Raw genomic sequence first — 13344 nt, 5'->3', positions numbered from 1 at the left:
ACCTCTCTCTAGAACATCGCGCTATCTTTATTAAATTTTTTCACGATCCAATTCGCCGATAGAACGAGCACGAAACCTACCACGGATTGATAAAGCCCGATTGCCATGGCAATTGCCGGATTCCCCGATGTTCTTAGCGTGCGGAAAGTATAGGTATCAATTACATCTGTTGTCGAATAGAGCATGCCATTGTCTCCGATAATGGCATATATCATGCTGAAGTCAGAATAGAATATTTTACCAATTGCGAGAAGCGTAAGAATGGAAAGCGTAGGCATCAGCATTGGTATCGTAATAGATTTGATCTGCTGCCAGCGGTTGGCTCCATCAATCTTCGCTGCTTCATACAAGGAATCATCAATAGCCGTAATAGCTGCCAAATAAATGACTGCGGACATCCCTGTTTCCTTCCAGACGCTAAGCCCGACTAAAATCCATGTCCACGGCTTCGGATCAGAATACCAGTTGTACGGATCGAAACCAAACGTCTGCAGTAGATTGTTGATCAAGCCGTGCTCGGTGGAAAAGAAGCTGTAAACGATATAGCTGACAATGATCCACGATAGAAAGTGTGGGAATAATAAGGTTGATTGCGATACTCTTTTAAATAAGCGCGAGCGAATCTCATTTAATAAGATTGAGAATAATAGCGCGACAACCGTTCCGAATAGTATAGAAAGAAAGTTTAGTTTAATCGTATTCCAAGTGACCATCGTCGCTGCTGTTGAATGGAAGAAGAACTCGAAGTTTTTCCAGCCTACCCATTCACTATTGAAAATTCCCTTCGTATAATTGAACTTTTGAAAGGCGATAACCATATAAGGCAGCGTCATATATCCGTATACAAATGTGTAAAGCAACGCCGGCAGAACCAGCAAATAAGAAATCGGATTTTTTCGGATGTCGGTAAAAAAGGTATATCGTTTAGCAAATTGCAGCTTTGCCTTGCCCATAGTTGTTTTCCCCTCCGTGCTCATTTCGTGTTCGCTTTCGCTGTTTTCAGTATGCGCGGGGGGCTGCTGGGCTGTGTAGTCAAAATCTTTAAAAAGCGTTTAAAATCAAAGGATTTAGACACTTTAATTATTAGATATACCTTTAATTTTTTCGAAAGAAAGCCACTATCATGGCAAAATAGAGACATCTATTTTAAAGTTTGAACATCGATCATTGTAAGCGATTTAGCAAGCAAGAGAATATGGGGGATAAGCAAGATGAATGGAAATCGATTATTCCGCTACTCCGTTTACCGTAAAATGTTGATAAACTTTGTTCTGCTCGTCGCTTTAGCCGTTTTGACCGTCAGCAGTACACTGTACTTTTTCTTTGCATCCAAAACGGAAGAAACGATCAGCCGCAATGTGATATCCATGCTTATGCAGACAAGCTATACATCGAGCATAGTACATGAGCAGATCGAGACGATCGGCAATCATCTGTTAAACAATAACCGTATCATTTCCGTATTAATGAACAATAAACTAGATTATGTGCAAGAGCGCGACGCCATGGATATCTTGATCGACATTCAATCGACCTATCCTTTCATTAAATACATGGGCATCTATAACGATAATACGAAGCGGTATTTGAATACAGCAGGCTCTCCTTACGAATTAAACGACTTGGAGAAGGAGCGTATAACGGATAGCGTAGATTTGTCGTACATGACTTTTTTTACGCAAAAGCTGCCACCGTCGTTCTCCTCCTCCTCCAAAATGCCGGAGCATGTTCTTACGTTTATCCTGCGCCCAAATTACGCGCTCACCTCGGCTTATAAAGGGGCAATCGTCATACATGTAGACGAGAAGTATATTTTGAACACGATCAAATCGATCAGCAGCGCCAGCGACGACGTATTTGTCATGGACTCAGAGGGACTTATTCTGTCTCATACCGATCCGAAGCAGTTCATGCAAAATTTTGCGGCTATGCCCCATATTCAACGCATTCTGGAAGTGTCTGATCAATCGCATCATTTTAAAGCGAAAGTGGACGGACGCAGCCAGCTTGTAACCTTTGTCAAATCCAGTCAGCTCAACTGGTATTTCGTCAGCATTAAGCCGTATAATACGTTAATTTCCGACATTGCTGCCCTTAGAGGCTTCACTTCGCTCATTGCGCTCGCCATCATCATTCTTGGTGTATGGATGGTTTATTTTGCGACAAACAAGCTTTATAATCCGCTTGGACTCTTGATTAGCAAGGTACATGGAATTACCGGCAGCAAAGCGTCAAGCGAGGAGCAAAACCAGAATGAGTTTGCCCTTCTCTCTGAGGCTTTCTCCAATGTCATTGATCAAGCTACCACCAGTGAGATGGAGAAGCAGCAGTCTATGCCGGTGCTCAAAAAAACCTATCTCCAGTATTTATTAAGAGGTACGCTGCATGATCTGTCTGCGACCCATGTTATTCAACCCGCCATAGATGAGCATTTTAAAAGTCCGTATTATGCGGTTATTGTCGCTCAAATTGATCGTTATGCCGAGTTCGAGCTGCTGCATACGCAAACGAAACAAGGGCTGTTCCGCTTCTCCGTCAGCAACATCAGCAACGAGCTGCTGCAAAAGCATACCAAAAACGAAACGATCGTAGTCGATGAGCAGACGCTAGCTATTTTACTCTTATTGGAGTCACCAGCCATTCCTGCGCATATGCTGCTGACGCTCGCTGAAATTCAAGAGGTCGTTGAAAGCTACTTCCATTTCACCGTCACCTTTAGCATCGGAGACATGGTTAATGAAAGAACGGAAATCCATCATTCCTTTGAATCTGCGCAGGAGTATGTAAACTATCGGTTTTTCTACGGATATCAGTCCATCATTCATGCGGATATGGTACGTGGACAGCAAGACGAAGCAAATGCTTATCCGGTAGCGGCTGAGAAGAAGCTGTGCGAGGCGCTCCGTTTAAACCATGCCGATAAAGTGGAGCAGGCTCTCGACCACTTCGCCAAGGAAATGGGCCAAATGAGTTATTATCAGGCTTTATCGACTGCCAACCAACTGCTTAATGCGCTGCTGCGCGATTTTGACGGTACGCTGCCTATTACGCAAGATTATTCGAAGGAGTATTACGATACCGTTAATCTCCTGCAACAACAGGAAACGTTACCGGAGGTGCAATTGCTTTTGCGCAATTTCTGCCGCCTCATACGCGTACTGACCGATAAGAAACAAACGACCAAGACGGACACTTTAATCGATTCGGTTTGCGCTTATATGCAGGAGCATTACCATGAATCTGATTTGGGCATCGAAAGCATAGCGAATAACGTCCAATTGTCGCCTGGCTACCTCGGCAAGCTGTTCCGCAGCCATACCCAGCAATCGTTTAATGATTATTTGAAAAACATCCGTCTGGAGGAGGCGAAAAAGCTTCTTCTGACGACTAATGAACCCATCGCCGTCATTAGCGAGAAAGTGGGCGTATTGAATACGACCTACTTCTTTACTTTATTCAAAAAAACATACGGCCTCTCGCCAGCCCAATATCGGGAGGAAAACAAATAACCCTCCAATATCCTACTGGAAGGTTATTTGTTTTCAGTGGCCACTGTTTTCATCAGCAGTTTTTTATAATAACTGTTCGTTTCTCTATCATTTTAGGAACAAAAGCCATGTGGTTTTGTTGCGGCATCATCGCAGCAGATTAAAAAATCATCGAGTTTCAAATTGATAAAAATTTCATAAAAGATTCTTGCTGGATAACCACCTTCGGTTTTCTAAAGACGGGAATGTGTTGCCAAATCGTAAGAGCGCTAATTTTTCACAGAGCAGATTTTAAATAGTTCTGTTAAACTCGATATCGTGTACGTGCTTTGAACGGCAGGTGGACTTTTTTGCTGCGTTCTATTAATCCAACAGGTATCAATACTCGACAACTGACCACCTTTGATATCCGTATTTAATGAATCTCCAATGATAAGCGTATCTTGTTTATTAGAATTGGGAATTTGGTTCATAACATAATCGAAAAACTCGATGGAAGGTTTTTGATAACCAATACTTTGTGAGTCAAAGATTTCTTCAAAAAAATCATAAAGGCCGGATTGCTTCAATCTCTTAATCTGTGTGCGGGTAATTCCATTCGTGATTACAAATAGCCGATGAGATTCAGATAATTGTCGACAGACATCTAAAGCGCCTTCGATCAGAATCTGTGCTCCATCACCTAATAGTTTCCTATAAAAATCTTCCCATTCAACGCCGTTTACGACCTTACCAAGCTTCAACATCGTTTCCGAGAATCTCGAATTCAGCACAATATCGAGTGTTATAGATCCGTTCTCATATTGGCCCCATAATTGTTTGTTGACGGAATTATATAAATGGAACAACTCATCCGAAAACGTATAGCCGTACTGCTGAAATAACTTCTTTAACGAATCCGACTCATTTGCTCTAAAATCCAGTAACGTATCATCGAGATCAAATAGAAGTATCTTGTAACTCATTGTTCCTCCTAAGTATGATAATTTGGAACACAGCAAATCCCTGCCCATCATCGATGTACAGGGATTGCGCATCTAATATTACTTACGGACAGCCGGCTGATATCCGCCAGGCACCATTGCTGTGGAAATGGCCATACGGTTCCAACTATTAATCGCATTAATTGCCATAATCAAATTGACATATTGACCCTCGTCAAAATGTTGACGAACTTGCTCATATAACTCCTGTGGTACGCCAGCATCCGAAATTTTCGTTACGGCTTCCGTTAAGGCCAGCGCAGCTCGCTCTGCTTCCGTATAAAAGGGAGCTTCCCGCCATGCGTTAAGCAGGAACAAGCGATGCGTTGTCTCACCCATTGCTAAAGCATCTTTCGTATGCATATCAAGACAGAAGGCACAACCATTAATCTGAGAAGCACGAATTTTAATCAGCTCCAACAAATTATGGTCAAGACCACTCTTTTTCACATATCCTTCTAATTTAAACAGCGTCTGGAAAGACTCCGGTTGTACCTTCATATAATCTAATCTCATTTCCATTGTTCAAACACTCCTTCGATTGTTATTGAATACAATTTACCTTTTGGAAAATACGTGCTCTGATACTATGACCATAAATATTCTGCTTGATTCCAAGATTAAACCAGTCGTTAAACCTTGCGCTTCATAAGCTCAGGAAGGGCAATTGCGAGCATCGTAATACGAAAGTGTACTACCTCTTAGTTAGAATCCACCTTATCATAATCTCCTCCAATTTAATTTATTCTCGATACTTCAAAATGTCGACAACATTAATCGCCGATTAACATTGTCAACAATATAACTTTTATCTTCATGGCTGTCAATCGTAATTCACAGACATTTTTTTGGAAATCCAAATAAAGCCGTCTTTAATTGACAAGGTTTTTAAATAGACCTAAGATGATTATTAATAACTTTTTTAACAGAGAGTAGGTCTTTGCATTGCAATATAGTATTGGCGTTGAATATGGCCTCCATTGCTTGGTATATTTAATTGATATTCCGCCGGATGCTATTATTGGCATTAAAGAGCTTGCTGCATTTCAAGGTATTTCGGAGACTTATCTTTCTAAGGTTTTTGGTAAACTTGCCAAGGCCGGTATCGTAAGTTCTGTACCAGGTGTTAAGGGTGGTTATAAATTGGCCAAGCCTCCTGGAGATATTACATTCTGGGATGTAGTTGAAGCTGTTGAGGGTGTCAGTCCAGTCTTCCAATGTAAAAACATTAAAGATAACACATATTTATGTCGTGATGAAGACTATCGAGCATGCTCTGCCGCATCTCCCTGTGTCATTAATATGACCATGATTGAAGCTGAAGAAAGCATGCGTAGTGTTCTGCGTAACAGGACTCTTACTTGGCTAAACGAAGAGCTTGACCGCGTACTAACTCCACAGTCGCGCAAAGAGACGCGTGAATATTTCGAAAGCATCAACAAATCTTAATGGCCAAAGCAAGTAAATTGCCACCTGTCATTAAATGTTATTTTCAAAAAATAATCTATCTATGTTTGGATTTTGTCGCTCTCATACAATGTACTTCTAGTTCTCAACTAGCTGTTGTCTGAGTTAGTCATTTAAGGGAACTTGAACATATGATAATCAGATCAAACATTAAATCAATTATCTTGTCTTTTTGTTATGAAAACGTCTGCCGGCCACTTTGACCGGCAGACGCACTTTCTTTATTCTCCGGTAGCTTCATTTTCGTTTTTGAAAAAAATATGAAGCTAGGACCAACTTAATGATCGTTATACTAAAAAAGGTTGAATTCGTCCTATAAGATCAGGCGAATTCAACCTTTTTTTACGATTTATCTTCATTAATAAGCTGAGCTTGGGCCTGGCGGATCATTTCCCGAACCATGGAACCGCCAATTTTACCGCCAATATGGCCAGCCGATTCCGTACTTAAATCACCATTATCGCCAGGCTGCAGAGGTATGCCAAGCTCCTTGGCCACTTCATATTTCACGTCATCCGGACGATTCGGGTCAACAGCATAACCTTCACGCCTCATGACATCCGCTTTAAAAGTTCGCATCTCCTGTTCAATCCCCGGCACTGCATACCGTCGTCTTCTTGCCATTATGATACACCCCCTTGATGCTTTTCCTCTAAGATGTGCTAAAGCTTCTTTTTTCATCCGTATCTTTGACGATTCTATTTCTTCCACTCTGTAACAAACGTCGCTATTTCTTTGTTTTCATCATAATCGATAAACAAAAAAGTGCTAACCCGAAGGTTAACACTTTCTTAAGCAAAACAGTTAATTATCAAAAGCCTGTTAATTGATGAAATGAGCATACTGCATTAGTCGTTTCAGCATGACTGCAGCTTGTGCTCTTGTCGCATTCGCTGCAGGGTCAAACGTATCCTTCGTGATCCCTGTTATAATGTTTGCTTTAACAGCTTTCGCAACGGACGCTTGTGACCAACTGCCAATAGATGATTTATCTTGAAAATTAGCTAAGAGCTCATTTTCTGCACCTGAAACATTGATGCTCATACCTGCGGCTGAGGCAGCTCTGGCTGCCATAACCGCCATCTGTTCACGCGTAATGGACTCGTTGGGTCTAAAGGTTCCATCTGTAAAGCCGGCAATCAAGCCTGCTTTAACCGCTGCCCCAATTGCACCGGCATACCAGCTACCTTCTTTAACGTCTGTGAACGGTACTGAAGCCGTCTCTACCGTTAACCCTAGAGCACGTATTAGCATAGCCGCAAATTCTGCTCTTGTAATCGAGCGTTCAGGAGCAAAGCTGCTCTCGTTCACCCCGCCAATAACCATCTTAGAAGCGAGAAGTTCGATATCCGCTTTTGCCCAATGCTTGCTTACATCATTGAATGTTTTTGTTGAAGAAAGAACGGTGTAGATACTGTTGCCGTTCCGCTTGAAGGTAACTTTAGTCGTCCCATCAGCTTGTTCTTCAAATAAGGCTGGCACAAAAGAATATTTCCCCGTTGTCCGATCGTATAGCGCAACTGTCGTATGATCTGCGTCAACTATTGTCGCTAATTGAACACTGCGTTCAACATACGTCGATCCAAAATTGTTTAGCTCAATGGTTTGTCCATTGCCAGTTGCAGTAATCGAGAATTCAATTGCGCTTCCTAGCATCACAACATGATCGCCAAGCTCACTGCTTAATTCCATTTCAACCAGCGATATGTTCACTTGGATGCTAATATTCGTATCCGTTGTGCCCAAGCTTTCGGCAATGGCAGTAAAATCAAGGATACTAAGCGGCAAGGAATAAGTACCATCATTGGATTCGATATCAATAGTTGCATTTCCCGTCTTAGCCGCAGCATCCGCCAGAACCGATAGCGGAAGCTTTACTGTGGTAGCTGTACCAGCAGGGTTATTGACTAATAGGCTAACTTTTGGCACTTCACCGTTATTGGTCGCTTCACTTGCCAATTGCTTAAATGCATCTGCAAGCTTCCCCGCATCTTGTGTCACAACAGTTGTTACATGCCCATCTGCACCTGTAGCTGTTGTTACAGCGTTAGCGCTTGAATCTACATGGACGGCTGCATGCGGCGCAGCAGTTGGCGTAACACCTGGTGTGCTGCTTGGCTTAGGACTTGGTGTTGATACTGGCACTGGCGATGCAGGCGGCGTTGTTGGTGTTGTTACTGGCAATGGCGATGTAGGCGGCGTTGTTGGTGGTGTTGTTACTGGTGTTGGTGGTGGCGTACTTGCCGCTGCCCGTGTTACCGTCACCGTATAACTCCTTGTTGTCTTGTCATCCTGCGCTGTTACAACTACAGTAAACACATTTGAACCAACATTCAGACTTACTGGCTCGCTAGCCGCTAATCCATTGACCAAGACCGTCGCTGTTTCGTCCGCAACAGTCGGCACAATTGTTAAGCTCGTAACGGCATGGCTCACATTTGCTGTATAGCTTGCCGTCTCCGCTGCAAAGGTCTCATTTAGCTCTTCATCGCCGCTTAAGGCCAAGCCGCTCAAACTTGCATTAGATGACTGCGCACGCGTCACCACTACCGTATAGGTCTTTGTGGTCGTTTGGTCTTGCGCCGTTACGACAATCGTAATCTCATTAGAACCAACATTCAAACTGACTGGCTCGCTTGCCGCCGATTCGTTCACCGTGATCGTTGCCGCTTCATCTGCTGAAGTAGGCACTACCGTTAAACTCGTCACTTCGTATCCCACATTGGACGTGTAATGATCAGTCTCCGCATCAAACGCCGAGTTTAAGGCTTGTCCATTGCTTAAATCCAAATCGCTTAAAGCTGCATTTGACGAAACGGGAGTAACCGTAACCGGCTCGCTTTGATCTGATTCCAAGCCGCTTGTATTATTGGCAGTTACCGTAAAGGCAGTGCTGATGCCGTTAGGCAGCTCCAGCGCTGCAAACGAAGTGGTGTTCTTATCCACTACTCCCACTTCAATTCCATCGCGGTATATTTTATACTCGACCAGATCACTTTCCGTATTTGCTGTCCATGAGATCAATGCTTGATGATCCCCAGACATACCCGTTACAGCTGCCGGAGCAGCAGGCGCTTCAGGGTTAAGCGGAGTTTTTAAAATACTCTCACTCTTCTCGGACTCCATATTCGAGCCATTCGCTGCCGATACCTGGAAGCTGTATTCCACTCCATTGATAAGACCAGTCACTAGGTAAAAGGTGTCCGTTATTGTCGCCAAGTTACTCTTAACCCCGTTAACATATACGACATACCCTTGCAGATTCGCATCTGCGTTGGCAGCCCATGTCAATTTCGCTGTTCCGGAAGCAACGCCAACTTCAACGTTTATTCCCTTAACCGTAGAAGGAGCGACTGTATCATAAGGAACGATGCTTATCGTATCCGACTTGGCTGATACAATGCCCGAATCATTTAACGCCTCTACTTGGAAGTCATATGAAATACCATTGGTTAAACTTTCGATGTAGTAGCTTTCTTCTACAAGTGGAACTGCATTAAGCTTTTCACCGTTCTTGTAGACGTTATAGCCTTCAAGGTCATCCTCGTCATTAGCCGTCCACTTCAAAGCGATAGCCCCATCCTCCGAAGTTCCTGTTAAATCTGCAGGAGCAGATGGCGCTACCGCGTTGATTGGTGTCACGGAAACCCTTTCGCTTTTGGTAGACTCGTTGTTCGTCGAATCATAAGCGGTTACTTCGAAATTGTAGCTCACCAAATTCGATAAGCCTTCTACCGTATAGCTCGTCGTAGCGCTGTTCACGCTCGTCAAGTATTGGCCGTCTTTATAAATCCGATAGCCCGATAGGAATCCTTCATTGTCTGTAGATGCCGTCCACTCCAGGTTCACTTTCCGCTTGCCCGGTACAGATGAAACCATCTCAGGTATCGAGGGTGAGATTCGATCAATCTCATAGGCTTCAAAGCTAAAGAGTTTCAGCGCCGTTACAGGAGATAACCCTGAGTTTGGACCAAAGTTTATTCTGGTTACTCCACGAAGATTCACATATTTTGTGAAATCATTGGACCTAATATCCGTGTTCACCATCAAGTCATAATATTGATTATTTTCGTAGAAGATCCGAATGGCTACGCCCCAAAATTTATGATAATCATCAACAAGCACTCTAATTTTACCAATGTCTTTTGCCCCATTAGCAAAAACAAAATTACAGTTGCCGTATAAATCATAAGCTCCCAAAGCGGTTGAATCATCCCCATCTGTTGCATACGTGGGATTGATGGTTGAACAATAAGAAGGTGACATGCCTCTCAGTAAATTCGGCTTTTGATAGACTAGATTTAGCTTAGTCGATTTGGCCGATGCCAATCCAGAAGTGTTTACCGCCTCCACTTCAAATCCATAGGAAGTTCCAACTGTTACGTCGCTAACCGAATAGCTTACATCGACAATCGGCGTCGCATTAACTTTCACTCCGTTGTTGTAGACGTTATAGCCTGCAAGATCGTTTTCCGGGTTAGCTGCCCATCTGAGAAGAATAGCCCCTTCTTCAAACGTGCCCGCAACATTGACAGGAGCGGTCGGCACTACTGTATTGACAGGGGTTAATGAAACCGCTGTGCTCTTGGCTGACTCATTGTTTGAAGCGTCAAAAGCCGATACCTGAAAACTATAGCTTTTCGTATTAGCTAACCCTGTCGCGGTATAACTCGCTGTATTGCTATCCACTTTCGCCAGGAGACTGCCATCTTTATAGATGTTATAGCCCGCCAATTCATTTTCGTTATCCATCGATGCGGACCAGTTTAAGCTGACTTCGCCGTTCCCCGCTTCCGTCGTAGTAAACTCCGGTACGGTTGGCGGAACCAAATTCATTTCATAAACCTCGAACGTAAATAACTTGAATGGATCATCTGAGCTAACCACCTGCACCAATGGAATTTGGATCATCGTTACATTACTGATATTCCAAATATCCGTAGTCGTATTCTGCGTCAGGTAACGGTCCGTGTAGGAGCCGTCCTGGTGCCACATACGGATCATTTTATAGTAGAGCTTGGAATAATCGTTAACGACGATTCGCACTTTCCCGATATTGGTCGGCGAAGGGAACGTTAGCGAATATGAATTATAATAACCTGCTCCCATATTCGTTGAGGTCGTATCGTCACCGTCCGTCGCATAATTGGCATTGGCCAAATAAGGAGCAGACACATTCTGGATATAATTTACTAATAATCCTGACAATAAATCAGGCCTGTAGTACGGAGTAATACGAATCGTGTCCGATTCTGCCGATACGAGTCCCGAAGTATTTACGGCTTCCACATAAAAGTCATAGGGAACTCCGTAGGTTTGGCTTTTAATGGAATAACTTTCGCCAATGATTGGCGTGGTATTAAGCTTCGCTCCATCTTGGTAGACGTTGTAGCCAGCCAAGTCATTCTCGGGATTAGCCTTCCATTTCAACGTGATGAAACCATTCTGGACGGTTCCCCTAAATTCAGTTGGAGCAGTTGGCGCTACCTCATTCGTAGGCGTCAATGATACGGCTGCGCTTTTGGCAGATTCATTATTCACTGAATCATAGGCGGACACCTCGAAATTGTAGCTAACCTTATTGGACAAGCCTGTTACCGTGTAGGTTGTCGTGTTTCTGTCCAGGCTCGTCAAGTATTGACCGTCTTTGTAAATCTTATAGCCTGCCAGGAAGTCTTCATTATCTGTAGATGCAGACCATGTTAAATCGACGTGACCATTGCCCACAGCAGAAGACACAATAGCAGGTACGGAAGGCGGTACATCATCGATAGCGTAAGCTTCAAAGCTAAATAGCTTTAGCGCCGTTTCAGGGGTCAAACCTGAGTTTGGACCAAAATTTATTCTTGTTACTCCACGCAAGTTCACATATTTGGTGAAATCATTAGACCTAATATCCGTGTTCACCATCAAATCATAATATTGATTATTGGCATAGAAAATCCGAATGGCTACCCCCCAGAACTTACGGTAATCATCCACAAGCACTCTGATCTTGCCAATATCTTTTGCACCGTTCGTAAAAACAAAATTACAGTTGCCGTACAGATCATGGGCTCCTAAAGCGGTTGTATCATCTCCATCTGTTGCATAGGTTGGATCTGCGGGCGAACAATAGGAAGGAGAAATGCCTTTAAGCAAATCTTTCTTTTGATATACCATTTTCCAAAGATCAGATTTCGCTGAAACGAGTCCCGAAGTATTAACCGCTTCTACTTGAAACCCGTAGGAAACGCCTGCGATCACGTCACTGAAAGAATAGCTAGAGCCGACCACCAATGACGTATTTACCTTCATACCATCTCTATAGACATTATAGCCCGCAATATCGTTCTCCGGATTAGCTGCCCAATGGAGCAGCAAAGCACCTTCTTCAGGTGTTCCCTTCAGAGCAGTAGGGGTTGACGGCACATCAGCATTGATAGGCATCAACGAAACCTGCGTGCTCTTGGCTGACTCATTGTTCGAGGCGTCAACAGCTGACACTTGAAACGTATGGCTGACATTATTAGCTAAACCTGTTACGGTATAACCCGTCGTATCGCCGTCCACTTTCGCCAGATAGCTGCCATCTTTGTAGATGTTATAGCCTGCCAATTCATTCTCATTGTCCTCAGATGCGGTCCAGTTCAAGCTCACTTGTCCATTGCCCGCTGCCGTCGTCGTAAACTCCGGTACGGTTGGCGGAACCAGATTCATTTCATAAACCTCGAACGTAAATAATTTGAACGGATCATCTGAGCTAACTACCTGCACCAATGGAATTTGGATCATCGTTACATTACTGATATTCCAAATATCCGTATACGTATTCTGCGTCAAATAACGGTCCGTGTAGGAACCGTCCTGGTGCCACATACGGATCATTTTATAGTAAAGCTTGGAATAATCGTTGACGACGATTCGAACTCTCCCGATATTAGTCGGCGAGGGGAACGTTAACGAATACGAATTATAATAACCCGCACCCATATCCGTTGAGGTCGTATCATCTCCGTCCGTCGCGTAATTGGCATTAGCCAAATAAGGAGCAGCCATGTTCTGAATAGAATTGACCGGTATCCCTGACAATAAGTCTGGCTTTCCATTCGCAACGGGCTCTGCCTTCGCTACGTAGGGATAAGGAAATAATGTGAACAGCAATGCAAACAACGTTAATCTGATAATAAAGCTTCGAAACCTTTTCTTTCTTGGTACAAGTACGTAACTACCTGGCATCGCATACACTCCTACATGTATAAATTACTATTTTCGTCATAGCTACGATAACTATATCAACTCTCAATGACAGTAAAATGACAAACTTCGACAAGAACTACACCTAAAGGCTCGGCTTGGAAAGCGATAGACTATTCTTTATTTTAAATCCGAAAAAAATGCCAGGTAAGCATCCTTATGAAAAGGGA

The 13344-nt window shown here is 43.4% G+C and carries 7 protein-coding genes; 2 read left to right on the top strand and 5 right to left on the bottom strand.

Annotated elements, in window-relative coordinates; all coding sequences use genetic code 11:
- Positions 1-8: 8 nt before the first annotated feature.
- Entirely contained in the window at positions 9-953 is a 945-nt protein-coding gene (locus E0496_RS02210; protein ID WP_141499995.1) for an ABC transporter permease, read from the bottom strand.
- Positions 954-1211: 258 nt separating this feature from the next.
- Between E0496_RS02210 and E0496_RS02205 the strand changes: the two genes are divergently transcribed.
- Positions 1212-3509: a helix-turn-helix domain-containing protein gene (locus E0496_RS02205; RefSeq protein WP_141499994.1), complete on the top strand. Its 2298-nt coding sequence runs from the start codon at positions 1212-1214 to the stop codon at positions 3507-3509.
- 248 nt (positions 3510-3757) lie between these two features.
- Here the strand turns inward: E0496_RS02205 and E0496_RS02200 are convergent, their stop codons facing one another.
- Both E0496_RS02200 and E0496_RS02195 read right to left on the bottom strand, forming a co-directional pair.
- Positions 3758-4453 carry a YjjG family noncanonical pyrimidine nucleotidase gene (locus E0496_RS02200; RefSeq protein WP_141499993.1) on the bottom strand — a complete coding sequence of 232 codons (696 nt, stop codon included), beginning with the start codon at positions 4451-4453 and terminating at the stop codon, positions 3758-3760.
- 78 nt (positions 4454-4531) lie between these two features.
- Positions 4532-4993, bottom strand: a complete 462-nt coding sequence (locus E0496_RS02195) for a carboxymuconolactone decarboxylase family protein (RefSeq protein ID WP_141499992.1) — start codon at positions 4991-4993, stop codon at positions 4532-4534.
- Between the two features lie 423 nt (positions 4994-5416).
- Between E0496_RS02195 and E0496_RS02190 the strand changes: the two genes are divergently transcribed.
- Entirely contained in the window at positions 5417-5920 is a 504-nt protein-coding gene (locus E0496_RS02190) for an Rrf2 family transcriptional regulator (protein ID WP_141499991.1), read from the top strand.
- 360 nt (positions 5921-6280) lie between these two features.
- On the opposite strand, the gene E0496_RS02185 is transcribed toward E0496_RS02190, so the two are convergent.
- Together E0496_RS02185 and E0496_RS02180 are read right to left on the bottom strand one after the other, a co-directional pair.
- Positions 6281-6562 (bottom strand): alpha/beta-type small acid-soluble spore protein, encoded by a 282-nt coding sequence (locus E0496_RS02185; protein ID WP_141499990.1) that lies wholly within the window; start codon positions 6560-6562, stop codon positions 6281-6283.
- 198 nt (positions 6563-6760) lie between these two features.
- Positions 6761-13156, bottom strand: a complete 6396-nt coding sequence (locus E0496_RS02180) for a fibronectin type III domain-containing protein (RefSeq protein ID WP_141499989.1) — start codon at positions 13154-13156, stop codon at positions 6761-6763.
- Between the last annotated feature and the right edge of the window lie 188 nt (positions 13157-13344).

This window comes from Paenibacillus luteus (assembly GCF_006542765.1).
GTDB classification, from domain to species: domain Bacteria; phylum Bacillota; class Bacilli; order Paenibacillales; family Paenibacillaceae; genus Pristimantibacillus; species Pristimantibacillus luteus.
Note: the sequence above shows the minus strand (reverse complement) of the source record. Positions and strands in the feature narration are given on the sequence as shown.

Bases quoted from the DNA above. Each gene is read 5' to 3' on its own strand.
- E0496_RS02210 (WP_141499995.1), bottom strand. From the start codon at position 953: ATGGGCAAGGCAAAGCTGCAATTTGCTAAACGATATACCTTTTTTACC.
- E0496_RS02205 (WP_141499994.1), top strand. From the start codon at position 1,212: ATGAATGGAAATCGATTATTCCGCTACTCCGTTTACCGTAAAATGTTG.
- E0496_RS02200 (WP_141499993.1), bottom strand. From the start codon at position 4,453: ATGAGTTACAAGATACTTCTATTTGATCTCGATGATACGTTACTGGAT.
- E0496_RS02195 (WP_141499992.1), bottom strand. From the start codon at position 4,993: ATGGAAATGAGATTAGATTATATGAAGGTACAACCGGAGTCTTTCCAG.
- E0496_RS02185 (WP_141499990.1), bottom strand. From the start codon at position 6,562: ATGGCAAGAAGACGACGGTATGCAGTGCCGGGGATTGAACAGGAGATG.
- E0496_RS02180 (WP_141499989.1), bottom strand. From the start codon at position 13,156: ATGCCAGGTAGTTACGTACTTGTACCAAGAAAGAAAAGGTTTCGAAGC.